At 69.6% G+C, this 24,385-nt stretch carries 25 protein-coding genes; 3 read left to right on the forward strand and 22 right to left on the reverse strand.

The window, feature by feature from the left end:
* Positions 1-11: 11 nt before the first annotated feature.
* Complete coding sequence (locus WBG79_RS15040; RefSeq protein ID WP_337358009.1) at positions 12-1,241, forward strand: glycosyltransferase family 87 protein; 1,230 nt, start codon at positions 12-14, stop codon at positions 1,239-1,241.
* A gap of 7 nt (positions 1,242-1,248) precedes the next feature.
* Here WBG79_RS15040 and fabI read toward each other — a convergent pair whose 3' ends face one another.
* The 3 genes from fabI to fabA all read right to left on the reverse strand — a co-directional run bounded on the left by fabI (position 1,249) and on the right by fabA (position 4,200).
* Positions 1,249-2,097, reverse strand: coding sequence for an enoyl-ACP reductase FabI (gene fabI / locus WBG79_RS15045; protein ID WP_337358010.1), 849 nt, complete (start codon positions 2,095-2,097; stop codon positions 1,249-1,251).
* Between the two features lie 175 nt (positions 2,098-2,272).
* A complete protein-coding gene (fabB, locus tag WBG79_RS15050; protein ID WP_337358011.1) occupies positions 2,273-3,490 on the reverse strand; it encodes a beta-ketoacyl-ACP synthase I in 1,218 nt (405 codons plus the stop codon).
* Between the two features lie 203 nt (positions 3,491-3,693).
* Positions 3,694-4,200 carry a 3-hydroxyacyl-[acyl-carrier-protein] dehydratase FabA gene (gene fabA / locus WBG79_RS15055; RefSeq protein WP_337358012.1) on the reverse strand — a complete coding sequence of 169 codons (507 nt, stop codon included), beginning with the start codon at positions 4,198-4,200 and terminating at the stop codon, positions 3,694-3,696.
* 267 nt (positions 4,201-4,467) lie between these two features.
* Between fabA and irrA the strand changes: the two genes are divergently transcribed.
* Entirely contained in the window at positions 4,468-4,926 is a 459-nt protein-coding gene (gene irrA / locus WBG79_RS15060) for an iron response transcriptional regulator IrrA (RefSeq protein ID WP_443147461.1), read from the forward strand.
* Between the two features lie 46 nt (positions 4,927-4,972).
* Here the strand turns inward: irrA and WBG79_RS15065 are convergent, their stop codons facing one another.
* The 11 genes from WBG79_RS15065 to WBG79_RS15115 all read right to left on the reverse strand — a co-directional run bounded on the left by WBG79_RS15065 (position 4,973) and on the right by WBG79_RS15115 (position 17,438).
* Complete coding sequence (locus WBG79_RS15065) at positions 4,973-6,073, reverse strand: NADH:flavin oxidoreductase/NADH oxidase (RefSeq protein WP_337358013.1); 1,101 nt, start codon at positions 6,071-6,073, stop codon at positions 4,973-4,975.
* A 172-nt stretch (positions 6,074-6,245) separates the two neighbouring features.
* A complete protein-coding gene (locus WBG79_RS15070; RefSeq protein WP_337358014.1) occupies positions 6,246-8,471 on the reverse strand; it encodes a xanthine dehydrogenase family protein molybdopterin-binding subunit in 2,226 nt (741 codons plus the stop codon).
* Between the two features lie 78 nt (positions 8,472-8,549).
* Positions 8,550-8,999: a (2Fe-2S)-binding protein gene (locus tag WBG79_RS15075; RefSeq protein WP_337358015.1), complete on the reverse strand. Its 450-nt coding sequence runs from the start codon at positions 8,997-8,999 to the stop codon at positions 8,550-8,552.
* Positions 9,000-9,390: 391 nt separating this feature from the next.
* Entirely contained in the window at positions 9,391-9,588 is a 198-nt protein-coding gene (locus WBG79_RS15080; protein WP_337358016.1) for a hypothetical protein, read from the reverse strand.
* 332 nt (positions 9,589-9,920) lie between these two features.
* The gene (locus WBG79_RS15085) at positions 9,921-11,441 is read right to left on the reverse strand and encodes a tripartite tricarboxylate transporter permease (RefSeq protein WP_337358017.1); all 1,521 of its coding nucleotides are present in this window, start codon (positions 11,439-11,441) and stop codon (positions 9,921-9,923) included.
* A 134-nt stretch (positions 11,442-11,575) separates the two neighbouring features.
* Positions 11,576-12,079 carry a tripartite tricarboxylate transporter TctB family protein gene (locus WBG79_RS15090; RefSeq protein WP_337358018.1) on the reverse strand — a complete coding sequence of 168 codons (504 nt, stop codon included), beginning with the start codon at positions 12,077-12,079 and terminating at the stop codon, positions 11,576-11,578.
* A gap of 82 nt (positions 12,080-12,161) precedes the next feature.
* Positions 12,162-13,172 carry a Bug family tripartite tricarboxylate transporter substrate binding protein gene (locus WBG79_RS15095; protein WP_337358019.1) on the reverse strand — a complete coding sequence of 337 codons (1,011 nt, stop codon included), beginning with the start codon at positions 13,170-13,172 and terminating at the stop codon, positions 12,162-12,164.
* A gap of 394 nt (positions 13,173-13,566) precedes the next feature.
* A complete protein-coding gene (bfr, locus tag WBG79_RS15100) occupies positions 13,567-14,052 on the reverse strand; it encodes a bacterioferritin (RefSeq protein ID WP_337358020.1) in 486 nt (161 codons plus the stop codon).
* Positions 14,053-14,151: 99 nt separating this feature from the next.
* Entirely contained in the window at positions 14,152-14,475 is a 324-nt protein-coding gene (locus tag WBG79_RS15105; RefSeq protein ID WP_337358021.1) for a (2Fe-2S)-binding protein, read from the reverse strand.
* A 60-nt stretch (positions 14,476-14,535) separates the two neighbouring features.
* The gene (locus tag WBG79_RS15110; protein ID WP_337358022.1) at positions 14,536-16,842 is read right to left on the reverse strand and encodes a Tex family protein; all 2,307 of its coding nucleotides are present in this window, start codon (positions 16,840-16,842) and stop codon (positions 14,536-14,538) included.
* A gap of 95 nt (positions 16,843-16,937) precedes the next feature.
* Complete coding sequence (locus WBG79_RS15115; RefSeq protein WP_337358023.1) at positions 16,938-17,438, reverse strand: pyridoxamine 5'-phosphate oxidase family protein; 501 nt, start codon at positions 17,436-17,438, stop codon at positions 16,938-16,940.
* 240 nt (positions 17,439-17,678) lie between these two features.
* Here WBG79_RS15115 and WBG79_RS15120 point away from each other — a divergent pair, with 240 nt between their 5' ends.
* Positions 17,679-18,269 (forward strand): formyltransferase family protein, encoded by a 591-nt coding sequence (locus tag WBG79_RS15120; protein ID WP_337358024.1) that lies wholly within the window; start codon positions 17,679-17,681, stop codon positions 18,267-18,269.
* 39 nt (positions 18,270-18,308) lie between these two features.
* Here the strand turns inward: WBG79_RS15120 and WBG79_RS15125 are convergent, their stop codons facing one another.
* The 8 genes from WBG79_RS15125 to WBG79_RS15160 all read right to left on the reverse strand — a co-directional run bounded on the left by WBG79_RS15125 (position 18,309) and on the right by WBG79_RS15160 (position 24,243).
* On the reverse strand, positions 18,309-18,533 hold the full coding sequence (locus WBG79_RS15125; RefSeq protein ID WP_337358025.1) for a hypothetical protein: 225 nt from the start codon (positions 18,531-18,533) through the stop codon (positions 18,309-18,311).
* Between the two features lie 104 nt (positions 18,534-18,637).
* Positions 18,638-19,198 (reverse strand): hypothetical protein, encoded by a 561-nt coding sequence (locus WBG79_RS15130; protein WP_337358026.1) that lies wholly within the window; start codon positions 19,196-19,198, stop codon positions 18,638-18,640.
* Positions 19,199-19,234: 36 nt separating this feature from the next.
* On the reverse strand, positions 19,235-19,603 hold the full coding sequence (locus WBG79_RS15135; RefSeq protein ID WP_337358027.1) for a PepSY domain-containing protein: 369 nt from the start codon (positions 19,601-19,603) through the stop codon (positions 19,235-19,237).
* Positions 19,604-19,659: 56 nt separating this feature from the next.
* Positions 19,660-20,148, reverse strand: a complete 489-nt coding sequence (locus WBG79_RS15140) for a YciE/YciF ferroxidase family protein (RefSeq protein WP_337358028.1) — start codon at positions 20,146-20,148, stop codon at positions 19,660-19,662.
* Between the two features lie 94 nt (positions 20,149-20,242).
* On the reverse strand, positions 20,243-20,401 hold the full coding sequence (locus WBG79_RS15145; protein WP_337358029.1) for a DUF3309 domain-containing protein: 159 nt from the start codon (positions 20,399-20,401) through the stop codon (positions 20,243-20,245).
* Positions 20,402-20,629: 228 nt separating this feature from the next.
* Positions 20,630-21,898: a porin gene (locus WBG79_RS15150; RefSeq protein WP_337358030.1), complete on the reverse strand. Its 1,269-nt coding sequence runs from the start codon at positions 21,896-21,898 to the stop codon at positions 20,630-20,632.
* Between the two features lie 347 nt (positions 21,899-22,245).
* Complete coding sequence (locus WBG79_RS15155) at positions 22,246-23,436, reverse strand: porin (RefSeq protein WP_337358031.1); 1,191 nt, start codon at positions 23,434-23,436, stop codon at positions 22,246-22,248.
* A 180-nt stretch (positions 23,437-23,616) separates the two neighbouring features.
* A complete protein-coding gene (locus WBG79_RS15160) occupies positions 23,617-24,243 on the reverse strand; it encodes a TetR family transcriptional regulator C-terminal domain-containing protein (protein WP_337358032.1) in 627 nt (208 codons plus the stop codon).
* Positions 24,244-24,385 lie beyond the last annotated feature (142 nt).

Consider the following 24,385-nt stretch of genomic DNA (forward strand, 5'->3'; position numbering starts at 1 on the left):
GGAGGCGCGGCATGGACGGGATCCGGAACCTGTGGCGGGTGTTCGCGGCTGATTGGCTCGCGTGGCTCGCGGCCGGCACGCTGGCGCTCTTCGCGATCGTGTATGTGCCGAGCGTCGCCAAGGTCAACGCGCCGACCAGCTCCGACGTGGTCGGGCACGACTACATGAGCTTCTACGCGGCCGGCCGGCTGGTCCTCGCCGGCACGCCCGAGAAGGCCTACGACCGGGCCGCCCACGTGGCCATGCAGCGCGAGGCGGCGCGGGAGGCGAAGGGCGGGGACGGCTTCGCGGATGCCTATTATTTCGCGTATCCGCCGACCTACCTGACCGTCGTCACGCCCTTCGCGGCGCTGCCCTACATGCCGGCCTTCTACACCTGGATGCTCGTCACCGGGGCGCTCTACGTCTTCGCGGTCTGGCGCATCCTGCCGGGGTGGCGGACGGTGCTGCTGGCGATCGCGGCGCCCGGCGCGCTCTGCACCTTCATCTTCGGCCAGAACGCCTTCCTGACCGCCGGACTCATGGGGCTCGCCCTGTGGAGCCTGGACCGGCGGCCGCTCGTCGCCGGGTTCCTGATCGGGCTCCTCTGCTTCAAGCCGCAGCTCGGCCTCGTCTTCCCCGTGATCCTCGTCGCCACCGGGCGCTGGCGGGCGGTGGCGGGGGCGGCCCTCGGGGTGGCGGCGTCGGTCGCGGTGTCGCTGGCGCTGCACGGGCCGGAGACGTGGCAGGCGGTGCTCGCCGCCTCCGGGGGCAACAAGGACACGCTCCTCGAAAACAGCAAGGTCGGCTTCGGCAAGATCGTGACGGTCTTCTCGGCGCTGCGCTGGTTCGGGGTGCCGGTGCTGCAGGCCTATGCGATGCAGGCCTTGGCGGCGCTCACGGCCGCGATCCTGGTGGTGCGGCTTTGGCGGAGCGGGGCGGCCCTGGAGGTGAAGGCGGCCGGCGCGCTGGCGGCGACCTTCCTGATGACGCCCTTCGCGCTGCCCTACGACCTGATGGCCGAGATGCCGGCGGTCGCGTTCCTGGTCGCGCATGCGCGCCGGGTCGGCTTCGCGCGCGGCGAGACCTGGGTGCTGGGACTCGTGGTGCTGTCGCCCGCCGTCGCCACGCTCGCCTTCGAGGGGCCGGCGTTCCTGGCGGGCGTCGCGGGGGCGGCGCTGCTCTTCGGCTGGACCCTGCACCGGGCCGGCGTCACCCCCTGGGCCGGCGCCCGCGCGACCGGCCTGGCGCGGCCGGCCTGAGGCGCGGCTACTCGGCGGCGCTCGAGACCGCGCCGGCGGCCCGGCTCTCCTCCACGTCCTCGATGTCCTTGAGCTCGGCGAGCCGGGGCATGGAGACGATGTTGTAGCCGCTGTCGACGAAGTGGATCTCGCCGGTCACCCCGGAAGAGAGGTCCGAGAGCAGGTAGAGCGCGGTCCCGCCGATCTCCTCGATGGAGACGGTGCGGCCGAGCGGGGCGTTGCGCTTCTGGTAGTTGTACATCATGCGCGCGTCCGCGATGCCGGCGCCCGCGAGCGTCCGCACCGGGCCGGCCGAGATGGCGTTGACGCGGACCTGGTTCAGGCCGAAGTCCATCGCCAGGTAGCGGACGGAGGATTCCAGCGCCGCCTTGGCGACGCCCATGACGTTGTAGTTCGGCATGACCCGGGTGGAGCCGCCGAAGGTCAGCGTCACCAGGGCGCCGCCGGGGTTCATGATCGCCGCCGCACGCTTCGCAATCTCGGTGAAGGAGAAGCAGGAGATCACCATGGTGCGGACGAAGTTGTCGCGCGTGGTGTCGGCGTAGCGCCCCTTCAGTTCGTTCTTGTCCGAGAACGCGATGGCGTGGACCACGAAGTCGATCCTGCCCCAGCGCTCGGCGAGGGCGGCGAAGACGGCGTCCACCGAGGAGACGTCCTCCACGTCGCAGGGGATAAGGAAGTCGGAGCCGACCGAGGCGGCCAGCGGCTTGACGCGGCGCCCGAAGGCCTCGCCCTGATACGTGAAGGCCAGTTCCGCGCCGGCCTCGGCGAGGCGCTTGGCGATCCCCCAGGCGATGGAATGATCGTTGGCGACGCCCATGACGAGGCCGCGCTTGCCTTGCATCAGTCCGCTCATGCGGGTTCCCGCTCCATCGGGCCGCCCCGTGCCGGCCGCAAGGACGAGGCGGAGGTGAGGATGGCCGTAGCGATCTGTCCACATGCGGTCCGTCACGCCCAGAATCAGGGAACGGATCGCACTATCCCTTGAAGTCCATATGACACGAGCGCCCGGCCGGGCGCCAGTGCGCCCGTCAGCGGTCGTGGCGCTGGAAGACGAGCGTGGCGTTCGTGCCGCCGAATCCGAAGGAGTTGGACAGGACGGTCTCCAGCCGAGCCCCGTCGATACGCTCGCGGGCGATCGGCATGTCGGCGAAATCCGGATCGAGTTCCTGGATGTGGGCCGATTCGGCGATGAAGCCGTTCTGCATCATCAGGAGCGAATAGATCGCCTCCTGGACACCGGCGGCGCCGAGGGAGTGGCCGGTCAGCGACTTGGTGGCCGAGATCGGCGGCACGTCCTTGCCGAAGACCGCGCGGATCGCCTCGATCTCCTTGGCGTCGCCGACCGGGGTCGCGGTGGCGTGGGGGTTGATGTAGTCGACCTTCCCCTTCACGGTGGCGAGCGCCTGGCGCATGCAGCGGACCGCGCCCTCGCCGGAAGGGGCCACCATGTCGTAGCCGTCCGAGGTGGCGCCGTAGCCGGTCAGTTCGGCATAGATCTTCGCGCCGCGCGCCTTGGCGTGCTCCAGCTCCTCCAGGACGAGGACGCCGGCGCCGCCGGCGATGACGAAGCCGTCGCGGTTCTTGTCGTAGGCGCGCGAGGCGGTCGCGGGCGTGTCGTTGTACTTGGACGACATGGCCCCCATGGCGTCGAACAGCACCGAGAGGGCCCAGTCGAGCTCCTCGCAGCCACCGGCGAACATCACGTCCTGCTTGCCGAGGAGGATCTGCTCGGCCGAGTTGCCGATGCAGTGGCTCGAGGTCGCGCAGGCGGACGAGATCGAGTAGTTCACGCCCTTGATCTTGAACCAGGTGGCGAGCGTCGCGGAGGCGGTCGACGACATCGCCTTCGGCACCGCGAAGGGGCCGACGCGCTTCGGGCCCTTGGTGCGCGCCGTGTCGGCGGCCTCGATGAGGGCATGAGTCGAGGGACCGCCGGAGCCCATGATGATGCCCGTGCGCTCGTTGGAGATGTCCTTCTCCTCGAGGCCGGAGTCGCGGATCGCCTGGTCCATGGCGACGTGGTTCCAGGCCGTGCCGCCGCCGTGGAATCGCATGGCGCGGCGGTCGACGATGCCTTCCGGATCCAGGGTCGGGGCGCCGTGGACCTGCGAGCGGAAGCCGAGCTCGGCGTATTTCTCGGCGCGCGAGATGCCCGACTTCGCCTCGCGGAGGCTCGCCACCACCTCCTGGGTGTTGTTGCCGATGGAGGAAACGATCCCCATCCCGGTGACCACCACTCGCCTCATCGCGGCCTCTTGCTTCGTTGTCGGTGATGCCCCGAGCGGCCCGACCGGCCGAGCCGGAGGCCGAGGCGCGTCACCTCGTCAGATCTTGTGAAAAGAACCGCTTCGCCCCGTCGGTTCCATGGTCCCCGTCCGGTTCTCAATCCGGAGGGCGAACAGTCTAGCATGCGAGGCGGGCCGCGAGCGAGACCGCGGCCGCCGCCCCGTCAGGCCTGGAAGAGGCCGACCTTCAGGTCCTTGGCCGTGTAGATCTCCTGGCCGTCGGCCTTGAGCCAGCCGTCCGCGATGCCGAGCACCAGCTTGCCGCGCATGACCCGCTTGAACTCGATGCCGTACTCGACGAGCTTGACGGTCGGCAGCACCTGGCCGGTGAACTTCACCTCGCCGACCGCCAGCGCCCGTCCGCGCCCCGGGGCGCCGACCCAGCCCAGGAAGAAGCCGACGAGCTGCCAGAGGGCGTCGAGCCCGAGGCAGCCGGGCATCACGGGATCGCCCTGGAAGTGGCAGGGGAAGAACCACAGGTCCGGCCTGACGTCCAACTCGGCGCGGATATAGCCCTTGCCGTTCACGCCGCCCGTCTCCGAGATCTCGGTGATGCGGTCGAACATCAGCATGGGGGGCAGGGGCAACTGCGCATTGCCGGGACCGAAGAGCTCGCCCCGGCCGCAGGCCAGCAAGTCTTCGTAACTGAAACTGGAACGCCGTTCTGCCATTCTGGTCTCGTTGGCTGGACCGGAGCCGCGTCCGCGGGTATCTCGATCGTGATGCTTGAAGTCGCGGGCCTTCTAGCACAGCGACCGCCGTCCCGGAAGGTGACAAGATCGTTCGGTTCGGGGCGCGAGGCGGCTCCCGCGACCATAAGGGAAAATGCAGCCAGGGTTGCCCAAGCTGCGAACGGTTCCTAATATTAGACGGGACGGTGCTGCCCGAGGGCTTGGCCGCCGTCTCGCCGCGCTTCGCGGCGGTTCGAGAGGACGACCATGGACGCGAGCACGACGAAGACACCGGTCGCGGCGGCCGGCGCGCCGGACGGGCGCGGGACCTGCGTGACCGCCCTCATGCGCCGGGCGGGCCTGCGGCCCACGCGGCAGCGGCTCGCGCTGGCGTCGCTGCTGTTCGGGCGCGGCGACCGCCACGTGTCGGCGGAGTCGCTTTACGAGGAGGCGATCCTCGCCCGGGTGCCGGTCTCGCTCGCCACCATCTACAACACGCTGCACCAGTTCACCGAGGCCGGGCTCCTGCGGGAGCTGGCGGTCGACGGTTCGAAGTCCTACTTCGACACCAACGTCGGCGATCACCATCACTTCTTCGTCGAGGGCGACAACGCCATGCTGGACATCCCCGCCGCGTCGGTGGGCATCGACCGGCTGCCCGAGGTGCCCGACGGCATGGAGATCGTGCGGGTCGACGTGGTGGTGCGGCTGCGCCGCAAGGACTGAGATGCCCATCGGCGGAGCCGGGCCGTCCGCTCGGCGCCGGCCGTTCCTAGCGCTTCAGGGCAGCGCCCGGCCAATGCTTCGGGGCGACCCGCACGTACTGGACCGGCCGCTCCGCCTCGACCCCCAGTTTCTCGGCGGCGTGCAGGCCCCAGCGCGGGTCGTCGAGGACGGCGCGCGCCAGGGCGATCTGGTCGGCCTCGCCGCGCTCCAGGATCGCCTCCGCCTCGAGAGGGTCGACGATCATGCCGACGGCCTGCGTGAGGATGCCGGTCTCGCGCTTCACGCGCGCCGCGAAGGGGACCTGATAGTTCGGCCCGACCCCGACGCGGATCTTCGGGGTGATGCCGCCGGAGCTGACAACCACGGCGTCGAGCCCCACCCCCTTCAGCATGGTGGCGGCCGCGACCGCGTCGTCGGGCGTCAGGCCGGCGTCCGACCAGTCGGAGCCGGTGATGCGGGCCGAGAGCGCGATGCCGGGCACGGCGGCGCGGACCGCCCGGGCGACCTCCAGCGGGAAGGCCATGCGGCCGACGAGGTCGCCACCCCAGCGGTCCTCGCGCCGGTTGGCGATCGGCGACACGAAGGAGTGCAGCAGGTAGCCGTGCGCCATGTGCAGCTCGACCAGGTCGAAGCCGATGCGGGCCGCGCGGCGGGCCGCCTGCACGAAGGCGTCGCGGATGCGCTCCAGGTCGGCGTCCGCGAGCGCGGCCGGGGCCGGATAGCCGTCGTCGAAGGGAATGGCCGAGGGGGCGAAGGTCTGCCAGGGATCCTGGTCGGGGCGGAGCGCGCCGCCGCCCTCCCAGGGCCGCTGCGACGATGCCTTGCGGCCGGCGTGGGCGATCTGGATGCCGAGGCGGAGGGACTTCGGCGCGAAGGCCCGGGCGGACTTCACCACGCGGTCGAGGGCGCGTTCGTTGTCGTCGGAATAGAGGCCGAGGCAGCCGTGCGTGATGCGGCCGAGGCGCTCGACCGCGGTCGCCTCCAGGATGACCAGTCCGGCGCCCGACAGGGCCAGGGACGGCACATGGAACTGGTGCCAGTCGGTCGCGCAGCCGTCGACGGCGGAGTACTGGCACATGGGGGAGACCACGATGCGGTTGGCCACCGTCATCGGGCCGATCGTCAAAGGCGTGAAGAGCTTGCTCATGGCCTGTCCCGCGCGGGCGGGCGGGGCCCGCTGAACCGTTTCGGCCAGCGGATCTTCTGGAGCGGCCGCGGTCAAGCCCGCGAGCGCGGATGGGCCATGTGTCGCATGCAGGGCTCGCGGGCGCCGGGCGGCGCCGCCGGGGCCTGGGCGGCGGCCCCGGCGGCCTCCACGCTCAGTCGTCCATGAACCCGGCGTTCGGGAACATGGGGAGCGAGCGGATGCGTGTGCCGGTCAGCCGGGCATAGGCGTTGACGAGGGCCGGGATCGCCGCCGGGACGCCCGGCTCACCGACGCCGCCGAGCGCGCTGCCCTGGTTGACGATCGTGACGTCGATCCTCGGCGCCTCGCGCATGACCATGACGCGGTAGTTGCTGAAGTTGCGCTGGACGGTGCGGCCCTGCGAGAAGGTGATCTTGCTCCAGAGCGCCGCCGTGAGTCCCTGGATGATGGCGCCCTGCATCTGGGCCTTGACCGAATCCGGGTTCACCGCGATGCCGCAGTCGATCGCCGCGGAGACCCGGTGGATGACCACCGCGCCGGAGACCGGCGCGGAGATTTCCACGACCTGCGCGGTGATGCTGCCGAAGCCCTCCGACAACGCGATCCCGCGGGCGCGGCCGGCGAGGGGCGGGCTAGACCAGTTGCCGAGCTGGGCGGCGGCGTTGAGGACCGCCAGGTGGGCCGGCGCGTTGACGAGCAGGCGCTGGCGGAAGAGCAGCGGGTCGACGTTGGCGGCGAGCGCCAGCTCGTCGATGGCGCTCTCGACCACGAAGCAGTTGATCGAGTGGCCGACCGACCGCCAGAAGCCGACCGGCGCCGTGGTGGTGTGCCGGACATATTCGACGAGGCGGGCCCCGAGGGCGTAGGGCAGCTTGATGGCGCCGTCGACCGCCTGGCTGTCGACGCCGTTCGGCAGGGCCGGGGCGAAGCGGGGATAGAGGATCGACGGCGAGACGATGCGGTTCGACCAGCCGGTGATGCGGCCCGCGGTGTCCAGGCCGGCGCGGACCCGGGCGAGCGCCATCGGCCGGTAGTAGTCGTGGGTCATGTCCTCCTCGCGCGTCCAGGTGAGCTTCACCGGACGGCCGGGGACGGCCTGGGCGATCTTCACCGCCTCGATCACGAAGTCCTGCTCGAACTTCCGACCCATGCCGCCGCCCATGTATTGCGGATGGACCTGGATGGCGGTCGCGGGCAGGCCGGTCAGCTTGGTCACGGTTCCGACGATGCTGTTCGGCGCCTGGGTGGAGGCCCAGACCTCGCAGGCCGTGGTCGTGTAGAGGACTGTGCAGGTCAGCGGCTCCAGCGTGGCGTGGGCCATGAAGGGGACGCTGTAGGTCAGGTCGAGCTGGCGCGCGGAGGCGAGAATCGCGCCCGGGGCGTCGCCGAGGGTCTCGGCGATCGCGGGGGTGCCGGTCGCCATCAGCGACTGGGCGGCGGCGTCGATGGTGGGCGTGTCGACCGCGGTCGCGCCGGAGGGGAGGATCCAGGACACGCTCAGGCTCTCGGCGCCCTTGCGGGCCGCCCAGGTGTTGCCCGCCACGACCGCGACGGCGGTGCCGAGGTTGACGACCTTCACGGCGCCGGAGGGGAGCGGCGGGTTGTAGCCGGCCGGGACCGTCCCGCCGTGCACCGGGCTGTGCTTGACGCAGGCATAGAGCATGTTCGGCAGGCGGACGTCGATGCCAAAGACGGCGCTTCCGTCCACCTTGGGGGGGATGTCGGGGCGGGCCACGACCTTGCCGATCAGGCGGCCGCTGCCGATCAGCGGCGGAGTCGCAGGCGCGGCCTGGGTGGCCGCCAGGGTGGCGAGGGCGCCGTAGGTGGCGCTCTGGCCGTTGACGGTGACCACGCCATCGGCGCAGACCGCGCTGTCCAGGGTGCCGCCGAACTTCGCGACGGCCGCCATCTTGAGCATCTCGCGGGCCCGGGCGCCGGCGAGGCGGAGGCCCTGGTAGTAGCCGCGCATGGAGCCGGAGCCGGCCGTGATGCCGCGGTTGTTCGGACCCGAATAGGTGAAGTTGCCGGAGGGGGCGTGCTCGACGCGCACCTTCGCCCAGTCGACGAAAAGTTCCTCGGCGAGGACCTGGGCGAGGCCGGACAGGATGCCCTGCCCCATCTCCTGGCTGCCGGCCAGGATCGTGATCGTGTTGTCGGGGGCGATCACGACCCAGCTGCCGACGGCCGTGCCGGTCGGGGGCGGGGCGATGTTGGTGCCGGTCGTCCCGGCCACGGTGGCCGTCGTGGTGGTACCGGTGCCGCCCCTCGGCCCCTTCTTGGCGAAGGCCTCCGAGGGATCGACGGCGAGCACGAGGCCCGCGAGGGCGGCGGCGCCGTTGCCGAGCACGGCACGGCGGGTCGGGGTCGCGATCTCGGCGACGAGGTCTTTCACGGACATGGGGGTTTCCTCGAGGATCGGGCACGAACCGGTCCACCGCCGCACGCGTTTGACGCCGCGCGGCCGACCGGCGGGCGGTCAGACGATGCCGGCGGCGCGCTTGATGGCGGCCTTGATGCGGGGGTAGGTGCCGCAGGCGCAGATGTTCTCCATGGCGGAGTCGATCTGGGCGTCGGTCGGCTTCGGGCTCTCGCGCAGGAGCTTGGCGGCCTGCATCAGCATGCCGGACTGGCAGTAGCCGCATTGCGGCACCTGCTCGGCGATCCAGGCGAGCTGGACGGCGTGGCTGCGGTTCGGGGAGAGGCCCTCGATGGTGGTGATCTGCTTGCCGACCACCTCCTTCACCTCGAGGTGGCAGGACTTCTCGGCCGACCCGTCGATCCAGACCGTGCAGGCGCCGCAGATCTCGACGCCGCAGCCGTACTTGGTGCCGGTCAGGCCAATCACGTCGCGCAGGACCCACAGGAGGGGCATCTGCTCAGGTACGTCGACCGAATAGGATTTGCCGTTCACGGTCAATGTGGGCACGTCGGGTCCTCCGCCTCGAAAGGGAAGAAGCTCGACCTGTCCGCCCACAGGAACGACTTCATGCAGGGGACGGTATGTGAGGACGTTCTTATGGATCGTTAACGCAAGAGATAGGATGCGAGGCGAATTGAAGCGGTGCCGCAAGGTCCGACGCGAAGGCCGCCATTCGACAGCTTTCTGTCAGTTTTCCACAAGGAAAACCGCCCCGTTAACCGTCTTTTCGTCTCGCAGGACTTTACGGCAACCCCGTCGCGGCGATGCCGTCGCGCGTTCGGCTCGGGGGCGTGGGCGGGCGCAGAACGCCAAAGGGCGGCCCGAGGGCCGCCCTTCGAGGCATCCGGCGAGAGGTCAGGTTCGCCGGACCAGGTCCGTCCAGAGGAAGGGATCGATCTCAAGCGGCCTGTCGGGCAGGCGACGCGACCGACGCGACGTCGAGGCCGCAAAGCGCGCTCCGGAGGGCGATCGCCTTGGCGCCGAAAGCGGCGCCGAACACGGTCGGGTCCTTCACCAGGATCTCGGCGACGACGCCGACGAGGCCGCCGACGGCAAGGGCGAGCGCGACATATTCGAGAGCGTAAGAGGCGAGCATGGCGGGATCTCCTGCAGTCCTGTTGTGCAATGCATCATATGGCAGTGCCGCTGACCCAATCAAGGCATCTGGCATACCAAATACCACATGGCCGTGTTGCATCGCACACATGGCCGTCGAGGCGACGCTGGCGCGGGTCGGCGCGTCAGGCTCGCGGGGACGAGTTGGCGGTTCAATTTGGTTGATCGGTAGGGCGGGCGGGCCCGGGGCGGCGCGGGACGCGCTTCGGCCCGTAAGGCGGAGGCTCCCGACAGCGACAGTGTGGCGACGGGCCAAAAAGCAACGGCGCGGCCGGGAGGCCGCGCCGTACGCAGGGTCTTGGGGTGCGCCGGTTACTTCGACGACGCGAGGGTCGAGTCGCCGCGTCCCTTGAAGAGGGCCAGCGCGCTCGAGATGAGCGGCCAGAACAGCATGACCAGGGCGAGGGTGACGAGACTGCCGACCAGCGGGTTGGCGTAGAAGACCCCGAGGCTGCCCTGGCTGACCAGCATGGCCTGCCGGAACGAGCTCTCCGCCATGTCGCCGAGCACCAGGGCGAGGACGAGGGGCGCGAGCGGGTAGCCTAGCTTCTTGAAGAGGTAGCCGATCACGCCGAAGACCAGCATCACCGAGATGTCGAGGAGCGCGTTGTGCACCGTGTAGGCGCCGACCGCACAGATGACCAGGATGATGGGGGCGATGATCGAGAAGGGGATGCGCAGGATCGCGGCGAAGAGCGGGACCGTCGTGAGCACGACGATCAGGCCCGCGACGTTGGAGACGTAGATCGACGCGATCAGGCCCCAGACGAAGTCCTTCTGCTCGACGAAGAGCAGCGGGCCGGGCTGCAGGCCCCAGATCAGGAGGCCGCCGAGCAGCACCGCAGCGGTCGGCGAGCCGGGGATGCCGAGGGTCAGCATGGGCAGGAGCGCCGAGGTACCGGCCGCGTGGGCGGCGGTTTCCGGGGCGATCACGCCTTCGAGCTCGCCGGTGCCGAAGCGGGGTCCGTTGCGGGAGAAACGCTTGGCGAGGCCGTAGCTCATGAAGGAGGCCGGGGTGGCGCCGCCGGGGGTGATGCCCATCCAGCAGCCCACCACGGCGCTGCGGATGCAGGTCACCCAGTATTTGGGGATCTCGGCCCAGACCTGGAGCACGACCCGGGGATTGATCTTGGCGGAGCGGCCCTTGAAGGCGAGGCCCTCCTCCATCGTGAGCAGGATCTCGCCGACGCCGAAGAGGCCGATGACCGCCACCAGGAAGTCGAAGCCGCGCAGGAGCTCGGTCGAGCCGAAGGTCATGCGGAGCTGCCCGGTCACCGTGTCGAGGCCGACCGCGGCGAGCGCGAAGCCGAGCATCATGGCGGCGATGACCTTGAAGGGCGATTCCTTGCCCATGCCGATGAAGCTGCAGAAGGTCAGCAGGTACACGGCGAAGAATTCGGGCGGGCCGAACTGCAGGGCGAAACGGGCGACGAGCGGGGCCAGGAAGGTGATGAGCAGCGTGGCCACGAAGGCGCCGAGGAAGGACCCTGTGAAGGCGCCCGCCAGAGCCTCGCCGGCGCGGCCCTTCTGGGCGAGCGGGTAGCCGTCGAAGGTGGTCGCCACCGACCAGGGCTCGCCGGGGATGTTGAACAGCACCGACGTGATGGCACCGCCGAAGAGCGCTCCCCAGTAGATGGAGGAGAGCATGATGATGGCCGAGGTCGGCGGCATCGAGAAGGTCAGCGGCAGCAGGATGGCGACGCCGTTGGCGCCTCCGAGGCCCGGCAGCACGCCGATCAGCACGCCCAGGAAGATGCCGATGAACATGTAGAGGATGTTCATCGGGTCGCCGAGGACGCCGAAGCCATGGATCAGGGAGAGGAGCGCGTCCAAGTCAGCCTCCACATTTCAGCTTGACCGATTAAATGCTTGTTTTTCCCAGCTGAACCGCGCGATTGACTCGCGACGCATGCTTTCACTTGCAGGATTTCAGGCCGGCGCGGGCGCAGCCGCGCCCGGCGGACGACTCAGTAGCCGAAGGCGGCTTCGAGCGGGCCCTTGGGCAGGGGCACGAGGAACCAGACCTCGAACATCATGAAGAGGACGCCCGGGACCAGGATCGCGATCGGCACGACCTTCCAGACCGGGTACTTGCCGAGCACGACCATGAAGTAGGCGATGAAGATCGCGCCGGCGACATAGAGGCCGAGGTAACCGATCGCCACCACGAAGACGATGGTGGGGATCAGCACCTGGAGAACCTGCTTCAGCTCCGAGCGGCCGACGAAGTTCGACGAGGCCGAGACGGCGAAGAGGTTGATGCCGAAGGTCGCGGCGCTGGCCACGAACATGATCAGGCCGACGTAGAAGGGGAAATAGCCCGCCTCCGGGCCGTCGGAGCCCCAGCGGGCGCCGATGCGCCAGCTGTCGTACATCACGAGCGCGGCGACGCCCATGAAGGCGGCGGCCACGATCAGTTCCATGGTGCGGGACGAGACCGTGGTCTCGTTGCCGTTCGCAGGATGGGACAAGGTTAGACCTCCGAGCAACGAGGGATCGGGTCGGCCCTCCCGGGAGGGCCGCGCCGGGGCGCCGGAACGCCCCGGCTAACGGTCACTTCGCCAGGAAGCCGGCCTTCTCCATGAGCGAGCGGTGGGTCTCGGCCGCGGAGGCCAGCCACTTCTTGTAGTCGTCGCCCGCCATGAAGGTGGTGTTGAACGCACCCTTCTCCATGAAGTCCTTCCAGTCCGGGGTCTCGCGGACCTTCTTGAAGAGGTTCACGTAGAACTCGACCTGGTCGGGGGTCGCCTTGGCGGGCATGAAGATGCCGCGGAGCATGAGGTACTCGATGTCGAGGCCGCTCTCCTTGCAGGTGGGGATGTCGCCCCAGGACTTGCCGTCGGCGATCGGCTCCTTCAGCGGGATGCGCTGGCTGTCAAACACGCAGAGGGGCCGGAGCTCGCCGCCGCGCCACTGGGACACGGCCTCGATCGGATTGTTGACCGACGAGGAGATGTGGCCGCCGACGAGCTGCGCCGCGACGTCGCCGCCGCCCTTGTAGGGCACGTAGGTGAACTTGGCACCCGTACCCTGCTCGATGGCGGCGGTGATGATCTGGTCCTCCTGCTTGGACCCGGTGCCGCCCATCTGGAACTTGCCGGCGCCGCCCTCCTTGACCGCGTCGACATATTCCTTGGCGGACTTGTAGGGGGCCTTGGCGTTGACCCAGAGCACGAACTCGTCCAGCGCCAGCATGGCGACCGGGGTCATCTCGTCCCACTTGAAGGGAACGCCGGTGGCGAGCGGGGTCGTGAACAGGTTCGACAGGGTGATGATGATCTTGTGGGGGTTGCCCGCCGCGGCCTTCACGTCCAGGAAGCCTTCGGCGCCCGCGCCGCCGGCCTTGTTGATGACGACCAGCGGCTGGGACATGAGATTGTGCTTCTGGATGATGCCCTGAAGCACGCGCGCCATCTGGTCGGCGCCGCCGCCCGTGCCGGCGGGAACGATGAACTCGACCGCCTTGGTGGGCTCCCAGGCCGCGGAGGCCGGGGCGGCGAGACCGAAGACGGCGGCCCCGGCGGCCGCGACGCGGGCCGCTGCCGAGACGAAGGATGTGCTCATTCTTCTTTCCTCCCTAGTGCCCGCCGCATTCAAGACGGCGCGAGGCCGCCACGACGGTGGGTCTGGTGTCAGGTATAATGTATGTCAGAGCGCTCCGACGCAACTGCCATCTGGTGTGTCAGAGGCAGTATTCGGGTCAGCACTGCTGACGGGTGCTGCATTGCAGCATGTATTTGCGCTGCAGCACAGAGTATCTTCCCTTACGTTAGCTGGCAATCGAGACAGGGGCCCGAAGGCCGCTCCGGCCGGGGCCGGCTGTTCCGGATCGGGTCGCAGGAGATCAAGCTAGTGGCCCGGGGACCGAGGTCCAGGGAGACGCAAAAACGCCGCAGCGGCAAAATGGGCTGGCCCATGCCGCTGCGGCTCGACCCGGATCAACCCGGTGCCAAGCGCCTCAATGGTCCTCGCCGAGCTCGCCGATGTGCTTCTGAGCATAAAGGGCGAGGCCGATCGACCGGATGAGGTCCCGCTGTGTTTCCAGGAAGTCGATGTGGCCCTCCTCGTCGGTCATGAGGTCGACGAAGAGGTCGCGGGAGGGGTAGTCGCGCACGGAGTCGCAGTGGGCGGCGGCCTCCTGGTAGAGGCTGCGGGCGTCGTGCTCGGCCGCGAGATCGGCGAGGATCACCTCCTCGACGGTCTCGCCGATGCGCAGCGGGTCGAGAACCTGCAGGTTGGGATGGCCCTCCAGGAAGAGGATGCGCTCGACGAAGCGGTCGGCGTGGTTCATCTCCTCGATCGATTCCTTGCGCCAGGTGCGCGCGAGTTCCTTGAAGCCCCAGTTGTCCAGCAGGCGGTAGTGGAGCCAGTACTGGCTGATGGCGGTCAGCTCGCTGCGCAGGCCGCGGTTCAGGTAGTCGAGGACCTTCGGATCGCCCTTCATGACATCTCCTCGCGTGACTAGGACGACGGGAAACTGTCGTGCTGAAACGGTCCGGCAAGGGCTCAGTTCCAGGTGGCGAGGGACAGGCGTGCCGCCCCGCTATTCGGCGGCGACGAGCAGCGGCGCCTCGGCGACCGGTTCCATCGCGTGGCCGGGGCAGGTGGGGCAGCCGATCCGGACGGCGCAGCCCGCATGGTCGGCCATCAGCTTCTGGATGGTCGGCAGGCAGCGGCCGCACTCGGGCCGGCACCCCAGGCACTTGTAGAGCTGGCCGGCGGTGCGCGGACGGACCGCGAGCTCCACGTCGAGCGCGGCCTTCAGGTCGCGGTCGGACAGTACATTGCAATGACAGACGATCATGGCGGGGCAGGACCGGCGAGGGACGATCGGTCCTGCATAGGTCTCGACGACCCTTCCGGTCAATACGCAATTCACATGATGCGGTTCTTCTTCATTGTAATCATTCCAATCTGAGGCGAACCGTCAGCGCTGCTTCATGGCCCGCGACAATGCTTCGCCCAGGGCACCGACGGACTTCGGCTCCGGTCGCGCAGGCTTGGGCGCGGGGCCGCCCGGGTTCCGCGTCGCGCCGGCCGGCCGGGGGCGCTCTCCGCCGTCGTCCTTGCGCATGGAGAGGGCGATGCGCTTGCGCTTCACGTCGACCTCGACGACGCGCACCTTGACGACGTCGCCGGCCTTGACCACGTCGCGCGGGTCCTTGACGAAGCGGTCGGCGAGCTGAGAGACGTGGACGAGCCCGTCCTGGTGGACGCCGATGTCGACGAAGGCCCCGAAGGCGGCGACGTTGGTGACGGTGCCCTCCAGCACCATGCCGGGTTTCAGGTCGCCGATCTCCTCGACGCCCTCCGCGAAGGCGGCGGTCCGGAACTCGGGTCGCGGGTCGCGGCCCGGCTTCTCCAGTTCGGCCAGGATATCGCGGACGGTCGGCAGGCCGAAGCGCTCGTCGACGAAGCGTCGCGGGTCCAGGCTCTTCAGGGCGGCGGCGTCGCCCATCAGGCTGCGCAGGTCGCGGCCGCAGGCGGCGACGATGCGGGCAGCGACCGGATAGGCCTCGGGGTGGACCGAGGAGGCGTCGAGCGGCTCGGCGCCGTCGCGGATGCGCAGGAAGCCGGCGGCGAGCTCGAAGGTGCGCGGCCCGAGGCGCGAGACCTTGAGCAGGTCGCGGCGGGTGCGGAAGGCGCCCGCGGCGTCCCGGTGTGCGACGATCGCCTCCGCGAGCGAGGGGCCGAGGCCGGAGACGCGGGCGAGCAGCGAGGCGGAGGCGGTGTTGAGGTCGACCCCGACCGCGTTGACGGCGTCCTCCACCACGGCATCGAGCGCCTTGGCGAGGCGGGCCTGGTCGACGTCGTGCTGGTACTGGCCGACGCCGATCGACTTGGGCTCGATCTTGACGAGTTCGGCCAGCGGATCCTGCAGGCGCCGGGCGATCGAGACGGCGCCGCGGAGCGAGACGTCGAGATGGGGCATCTCGGCCGCGGCGAGCGCGGAGGCGGAGTAGACCGAGGCGCCGGCCTCGCTCACCACCACCTTGAGGGGCTTGGGCGGCGGCATGTCGGCGATCAGGGCGGCGACGAGGCGGTCCGTCTCGCGCGAGCCGGTGCCGTTGCCGATCGCCACCAGTTCGACCCTGTGCTTGCGGATGAGGGCGGCGAGCGTCTCGAGGGTGCCGCGGACGTCGTTCCTCGGCTGGAAGGGATAGACCGTGGCGGTGTCGACGACCTTCCCGGTGGCGTCGACGACCGCGGCCTTGACGCCCGTGCGGATGCCCGGGTCGAGGCCGAGGGTCGGGCGGGTGCCGGCAGGCGCGGCCAGGAGCAGGTCCTTGAGGTTGCGGCCGAAGACCGCGATCGCCTCCTCTTCGGCGCGCTCGCGCATGCGGGTCATCAGGTCGAGGGCCACGTGCAGGGAGAGCTTCACCCGCCAGGTCCAGCGGGCGACGTCGAGGAGCCAGGCGTCGGCTGCCCGCTTCGCCGGCACGGGAATGCGGAAGGCCTCGGCGATCATCCGCTCGACGGGCTTCAAGGGGTCGGTGGCGTCGGCGTCGATCTCGATATCGACGGCCAGGATCTCCTCGTTGCGACCGCGCAGCATGGCGAGGGCGCGATGGCTCGGCACGGTCGCCCAGCGCTCGACGTGGTCGAAGTAGTCGGCGAACTTCTCGCCGGCGGCCTCCTTCCCCTCCTGGACCCGGGCGCGCAGCATGGCGCGCTCCATCGCGTAGGACCGCAGGCGGCCGATCAGGTCGGCGTTCTCGGCGAAGGTCTCGGCCAGAATGTCGCGCGCGCCGTCGAGCGCGGCCTTCACGTCCGCGACCGCCTCGCCGACATAGGCCTCGGCGGCGGCCCTGGGGTCGAGCCCGCGGTCGGCCAGCAAGGCCTCGGCGAGGGGACCGAGCCCGCGCTCGCGGGCGATCTCGGCCTTGGTGCGGCGCTTGGGGCGGAACGGGAGGTAGATGTCCTCGAGCTCGGCCTTGGTGGCGGCGGCGGCGATCCGGGCGGCGAGGTCGTCGGTCATCCGGCCCTGGCCGGTGATCGAGTCCCGGATGGCGGCCCGGCGGGATTCCAGGTCCCGCAGGTAGGCCAGCCGCTCCTCCAGGGTGCGCAGCTGGGTGTCGTCGAGCCCGCCGGTCGCCTCCTTGCGGTAGCGCGCCACGAAGGGGACCGTGGCGCCCTCGTCGAGGAGTGCGACCGCGGCGGCCACCTGGGCCGGGCGGGCGGCGATCTCCTCGGCGATCAGGCGCGCGATGCGCTCGTCGGCTGGGTTCGTCATGGTCGGCTCCCTCGGTGCTGGCGGTCGGGAGGCGGACCATAGGGAGCGCGCGCGGCGATGGGAAGGCCGCGCGCGATCGCGTCCGGGCGGACGGATCAGCTGAAGCGGACGGTCGCGTTCTCGCCGGGGTTCGGGCGGCGGCCGGTCGTCAGCGCCTTGGCGTAGCCGTAGATGTAGACCATCGCGCTCGAGGGGCTGTCCCAATACTCGGCCATCTCGACCGTCACCTTGATGGCAGCCAGGTCGGGATCGTCGACGCCCTTCGGGAACCACGTGCGGGCGGCCTCGAACCAGAGGTCCTTCAGGATCGCCCGGTCGCGCAAGACCTCGCCGCGGCCGGAGATCGACACGTAGTTCTGCTTGGCAGTGTCGGAATAGGCGAGCAGCACCTCGTCGTCGCGCTCGAGGTCATGGACCTTCTCGGAGCGGACGTCGGTCAGGAACCAGAGCTCGCCGTGGAACTCCGTGTGGTTCGTGCCCATCGGGCGGGCGTGCATGGTGCCGTATTCGCCGCGGGTCGCCATCATGGCGATGCGGGCATCCTTGATGAGCTCGAAGACCTTGTCCTTCGCGGCCTGGTCGTTGCGGACCTCCATGGCGGGCTCCTTCGGTTCGGGGGGTGCCCGGTCAACGTGCCGCCCGCGGGCGGGTTCCGGAGGAAATGCCGGGGCACTTCTTCCGGGCGGGCCACCTCTGGCGCTGCCGCGGGCGCGCCGCTACCATCCCGGCCGATGCCGCCGCGGCGGGGGGTCGCAGGCCCGCGCCGAACGCTGCGCGCGGCGCCATAAACTGGCACAACCGATGCCAATGAAGGCCAACGAAGCCGAGGAGACCCCATGAAGATCACGATCGTCGGTTCGCGCTATTTCGGCTCCGCCGCGCTCGAAGCGCTCCTCAAGGACGGCGCCGAGATCGCCGCCGTGGTGGTGCCGACGGCGGACGACCGCCTGAAGTCCGCTGCGGAGGCGAAGGGGATCCCCGTGACCGTGCAGGTGGATCCCAAGGTGGTCCCCGCGGGCGAGATCCCGGACGGGACGGACCTGATCGTCACGGCGCACAGCCACGCGCGGGTCATGCCAGACGCCATCGCCAAGGCGAAGCTGGGCGGGATCGGCTATCACCCTTCCCTGCTGCCGCGCCACCGGGGCATCGCGGCGGTCGAGTGGACCGTCAAGGAAGGCGACCCGATCGCCGGCGGGTCGATCTACCACCTCGCCGACCGGATGGATGCCGGCGCGGTCGCGATGCAGGACTGGTGCTTCGTGAAGAAGGGCGAGACAGCGCGCGAACTCTGGGAACGCGCGCTCGCCCCGATGGGCCTGGACCTGATCGTGCGCGTGGCGCGGCATGCGCGCGAGCATGGCAGCCTGCCGGCGAAGCCGCAGGACGAGCAGTTCGCCACCAAGGCGCCGAAGATCAAGGAGTAGGCCTGGGGCTCCAGCCGGTCTGCCGGGCCGCGGGCCGACTCACATGAGCGGCGTGCGCGAGGGCTCGGGGACCGGCACGGTGTCCGGGCCAGTCGGCTCGGGATAGGGCGGGTCGTCCACCGGATAGGGGCGGGGCCCCGGGTCGGGCGACGGCACGCCCGGCTCCTCCGGCGGCAGGCCGCCGGGATCGGTCTCGGGAAAGGGCGTGGGCACGCCCATGACCGACCGGACGGTCGGACGCGTGACGGCTTCGCTGAGGCGCATGGCGGTCTCCTGGCCTGGGGGATCGGGTGTCGCATGGGCGACACGGCATCCGGGGAGAACGCCGGAAGCGTTCGGAAGGTTCGCGCGGGGCCGGGCGGCGGGGCTCAGTCCAGGTTCGCGTCGAAGCGAGACCAGCCGGATTCGCGATAGCTGCGGCCGCGCTCGTCGGGATCGACCGGCGAAAAGCGATCGAGCACGGCCTCGACCGGGCCGACCCGGTCCTCCTCGGCGCGGGCCGTAACCAGGGCACCGCCGCGCCGCAGCGATTCGGCATACACGTTGGCGTGCTCCTCGTTCACCCCGGAGGCCGTCAGGGCGTCGACGATGCCGCCGGCCGCCGCGCCCGCAGCGGCGCCCGCCACGGCACCCGCGGCGGTGGCCGCGAGCCAGCCGGCGGCGACGACGGGGCCGAGGCCGGGGATCGCCATCAGCCCGAGGCCGGCGAGCAGGCCGGCGCCGCCGCCGAGCAGCGCGCCCGCCCCGGCGCCCGCGCCGGCCGCGTCCGGGGCGTCGGCCACGGGGGTCGTGACCGTCAGATGCGGATTGCCGGCGTTGTTGACGACGAGGCTGACGTCCTCGGCCGGGAAGCCGGCTTCCATCAGGGCGTTCACGGCGGCGGCGGCGTCCTGGTAGCGATCGTAGAGCCGGGTCACGGTGGTCTTCATGGGGAAAAGCTCCGGCTTCGGCCTGTTGGACGGGGATCACTCGGCGGCGACGTTGCCCTGGTAGTCGATCGCGACCGAGACGGTGCGGCCGTCCTTGACGGCATGGCCCCGCCAGATGCCGTCCTGGTCCTTCGAGAGGCCCGAAACGTCCGCGAAGCCGCGGGAGGCGAGGCGGTCGCGCGCCTGCTGCTCGGTGAAGGAGTTGGCCCCGGGGGCGAGGATCTTGTCCTGGCCGCTCCCGGACCGGACCGGCGGGTTCGGCGGCGCCGTCCGGTCGACGGGCGGCGCGGCGCCGGTCGGCGGCGTGGCGGGTGCCTGAGCGGCAGGGGTCTGGGCTCCGGCGACGGCGGGGAGGCCGGCGAGGAGAACGAGGAGCGCGACGCGCGCGGCTCGGACCTTGGTCATGGCTACCTCCGGGCTCCGACGGCGAGCCGCACGGAGCGTCTTCGGGCACGGGCCGGTCAGGCAGCCCGGGCCTTGCGGTTGATGCGCTGGCGAGCGATGCCGGACAGGAGCGCGTCGGCCCGCTTCTCCTCATCCAGCGTCAGGCGGAGGAGACCGGCGGCCTCGTCCATGCCGAGTTCCTCGGCCCAGGCGGCCAGGGTGCCGTAGCGGGCGATCTCGTAATGTTCGATCGCCTGGGCGGCGGCGAGCACGCCGGCGTCGCGCGTGTCGGCGTCTCCGGCATCCTCCGTCACGGCCCTGGCCTCGTCGACGAGGCCCTGGATCGCTTCGCAGGTCTCGGCGCGGGGGATCCGGCCGAGGAGCGCGAAGATGCGCTCGAGCCGCTCCGCCTGGGTGACGGTCTCCCGATGATGCGCCTCCAGGGCCTCCTTCAGCGCGGAATCCCCGACGCGTCGCACCAGTCCGGGAAGGACGCGGACGGCCTGCCTCTCGGCGTGGAGCACGTCCTTCAGCAACGCGCCGAAGAGATCGTTCAGGTCCTTCATCCTGCGTTCCCTCCGGCCCTCTGCGACCGCGGCTGTCGCCAGGGTCGCATCGGTTTCAAGAACGCGGGGGTCGGGCCGGTGTTCCGGTCGCGGCTCAGAGCCGGCCGGTCAGCAGCATGATCAGGATCACGAGGAAGACGAGGCCGAGCAGGCCGCTCGGGCCATAGCCCCAGCCGCGGCTGTAGGGCCAGGCCGGGATCGCGCCGATGAGAAGGAGGATGAGGACGATCAGCAGGATGGTGCCGAGGGTCATGGGTCTGTCTCCCGTGGGACCGACGGCGCGCCGAGGCGGCCGGGACGGTCGCGGTTAACCGCAAGTCGCGGCCCGGACGGCCGTCCGGGTTCGGGAGATGAACGCGGCGAAGCTCAAGAAAGTTCCTGCTTCGCCCGAGGTCGCACATCCGGCCGACATCCCAGAGACCAGACGCAAAAAACCCGGCGGTCGCCCGCCGGGTTGGGTGGAGAGGCCGTGGCCGACCGGTCAGAAGTTGCGCTGGACGCGAAGCAGGCCGACGAGAGCGTCACGGTCCTTGCGGGAGCCCGGGTCGAAGTCGACGTTCTTGTACTCGAGTTCCGCGCCGATGCTCAGGCCCGTGACGGGAGCCCAGACGAGATTGCCGCCGATGTCGAACTGGTCGTAATCCCAGAAGCGGCCCTTGTGGTCGATCGTGGCAAAGGACGTCGTCATGGCCGTCGACCACTGGGCGTTCCAGTTGTGCAGGAAGCCGCCGGCCACCGACCAGGACTCGGTGAGGCTCATCTTGGACCGGGATCCGCGGGCGATCGACACGTAGTCGTTGGCGGCATACCAGTCGGGCGAGACGAAGCCGACCGCGCCCTTGCCGTAGGCGGCCTGGACCGTCACAGTGTCGCCGTCCGCGATCATCGGCAGCTTGATGGTGGCGCCGGCACCGACGGCGTAGCCCCACTCGTCACGGTTGGAGCCGACGAAGTAGTCGACGCCCCTGGGGGTCGTCCGGCCGAGGGCGATCCCGTTCACGTGATGGGCGGCCGCCATGACCTGGGCGGTGCCCCAGGACTGGGTGACGTTCACGTTGCCGACGACGTCGGGATACTTGAGGCCTGCGTAGGGGCCGATGGTGTCGGCGCCGATGGACGGAATGGCCGCGGTGGACCAGCGCCGCAGGCCGCCGCCCGCGGTGGTGGGGTCCTCGAGGGAGAGCGTGGCGGTGATGCCGCTGCCGAACGAGACGGTGTAGGCGAGCATGTTGACGATCGAGTCCGAGTGCGCGGTCTCGAACACCGAGGCGTAGTGATCGCCGAGGTAGAAGTCGAAGAAGGACTGGGCGCGGCCGGCGGTCAGGCCGCCGAACTGCACGTAGGCTTTCTGGACTTCGCTGCGCGCCGTCGAGGAACCCGAGTCGACCGTGTACTGGAGCTCGATGAAGCTGCGCAGCAGGCCGTATTCGGTGTTGGTGCGGCCGTCGAACTGGATGTTGGCACGGGCGCGGCTGCCGACCCGGTCGCTGATGCGCCGGTCGGAGCCCTGCGGGATGCCGTAGGCGCCGTAGAGCCGGGTCGCATCGTACAGGCGGTACTCCACCCGGAGGTAGCCGCCGATCTTGAGGCAGGTCTCCGTGCCGGGGATGTAGAAGAACCCTTCGCCGTACGCATCGCAGACCTTGACATAGTCCACGGCTGCGGGGGCGGGCCGACCCAGGTCCGCCGCGAGGGCGGACGAGGCGGCCAGGGCCGCGGCGGTGAAAGTGGCGAAAGCAAAGGTCTTCATCGTGTGCCCCTGGCGGAACCCGTCATTCCGGCCCATACCGAACGGAATTCGTTGTTCTGAATTTGGAAGAATGTCGCCAGCGTTGGAAGACGGATGCTGCCCATTTCCCGGGCAGAATCGTTTGCTCAATCTACGATGTATCAGAATTACAACAGCTTAGGGGGCCACCGCGTCGACCTTCGTCCAAGTTGCGCGACAGACCGAAGCCGAATCGGCAGGTCCCGAGTGCGGAGGCCGAACAACAGGCCCCGGTCGCGAATCAGGCCTGCGGTCCTCCTTGGTTGAGAAAGCGAAAGGCCCGGCGTTCCGGCCGGGCCTTCCTGCGGCGATTCCGGGATCGGCGATGGTCAGAAGTTGCGCTGGATCCGGAGCAGGCCCACGAGGGCGTCACGGTCGCGGCGACCGGCGAGGTCGAAGTCCACGTCCTTGTACTCGACCTCGGCGCCGATGGTCAGGCCGGACACCGGGGCCCACACGAGGTTGGCGCCGATGTCGAACTGGCTGTAGTCCCAGAAGCGGGCGCGATGATCCACGTCCGCGTAGGAGGCGGTCAGGCCGGTCGACCACTTGGCGTTCCAGTTGTGGGTGAAACCGGAGGCGATCGACCAGGCGGTGCTCAGGTCCTGCCGGCGCAGGCCGGGGCCGAACTGGATGTAGTCCTGACCGACGAAGAGATCCGGAGAGACGTAGCTGAGCGCGCCCTTGCCGTAGGCGGCCTGAAGGCTCCAGACGTCACCCTGGGCGATCATCGGCAGCTTGACGCTGACGCCGGCGCCCGCCGCGTAGCCCCAGGTGTCGCTCAGCGTGCCGTACACCCGATGGGCCGCGGCCATGACCTGCGCGGAGCCCCAGGCCTGGTCGACCTTCAGGGCGCCGACTACGTCGGGGGTCTTGTTGCCGGCGTAGGGGCCGGCGCCGAGGCTGTTGTAGCGGCGGGCGGCCACACCGGTGGTCTGATCCTCCAGCGACAGGGTGGCGGTGACGCCGTTGCCGAACGAGAAGGTGTAGGCGAGCAGGTTGACGATCGAGTCGGAATGCGCCGTTTCGTAGACCGAGCTGAAGTGGTCGCCGGTATAGAAGTCGAAGAAGGACAGGGCGCGGCCGGCGGTCAGGCCGCCGAACTGGATGTAGGCCTTCTGCAACTCGGTGACCGTCGCGGTGCCGGACGAGACCGTGAACTGGACCTCGGCGTAGCTGCGCAGCAGGCCGTATTCGGTGTTGGTGCGCGCGTCGAACTGCAGGTTGGCGCGGGCGCGGGTGGTGATGCTGTTGCTGCCGCGCTGCCCGGTGCCGGCACCGATGCCGTAGAACTTGTCGAACAGGAAGTCGGTCGAGTAGGCGCGGTATTCCGCGCGAACGTAGCCGCCGAGCTTCAGGCAGGTCTCGGTGCCCGGGATGTAGAAGAAGCCCTCGCCGTAGGCGTCGCAGACCTTGACGTAGTCGACCTTCGCGGGCGCCGGGCGCCCGAGGTCGGCGGCACTCGCAGTCGTGGCCGAGACGGCCAGCGCGGAGAACAGGATGATCGCAGACTTTTGCATGTGATTTCGACCTCTGACGTCGCTGCTCCTGCAGCATTCGTGAGGTCATCTTGGGCGACTTGGGGGTTAATGGAAACCTAAACCCACGGTTCTTCAGCTGATTTCCGTTACGTGATGTTCAGTCTGTTACTATGGTGCAACAAGTATAAAGATTCGCATACTTCAATACATCGAGATTTCTCAGAGCCTGGGGAGCAGGCCTGACAGGATCGCGTCGACCAGGCTGCGGCGCGTGGCCTCGAAGAAGGCCTCGTCGTCCAGTCCGCGGCCGGCGAGGACATGCACCTGCGCGGCGAAATCCGCATAGTGCTGGGTGGTGCCCCAGATCATGAAGATGACCGCAAGGGGATCCACCCGGGCGAGCCGGCCCTCCTCCATCCAGCGCTCCAGGATCGCGACCTTGGCCTCGACGAGAGGTTTCAGGTCGCGCTCGAGCGCGGCGCGCAGCATGGGCGCGCCCTGGATGATCTCGGTCGCGAAGAGACGGCTCTGCTCGGGATGGCTGCGCGCGGAGGCGAGCTTGCGGGTGATGTAGTCGGCCAGCGCCTCGGCGGGGCTGCGCTGCTCGTCGATGCCCGCGAGGGGGTCGAGCCAGCGCTCGAGCGTGCGCTCCAGGACCGCGACGTAGAGCTCTTCCTTGGTCCTGAAATAGTAGAGGAGATTCGGCTTCGACATGCCGGCGGCGGCGGCGATCTGATCCGTCCGGGCGCCGCGAAGCCCGTAGCGCGCGAAGATCGTCAGGGCCGCGTCGAGGATCCGCTCGACATTGGCCTCGCCGATCTTCGACTTGCTCCGTCCCTCGGCCATCGTCCCGCCCCACGAACCTCCGCATGTATACGAGGTCGTTCCGGGCGTCGAGAACCCTCGCCCGGGCAGCGTCGTTCACGGGCTGCGAACGGTCGGTTCGCGCCGCTCGTGCTGACCTGCCGCCCCGGGGTTCCCATCTCGC

Source organism: Prosthecomicrobium sp. N25 (genome assembly GCF_037203705.1).
GTDB lineage: Bacteria > Pseudomonadota > Alphaproteobacteria > Rhizobiales > Ancalomicrobiaceae > Prosthecodimorpha.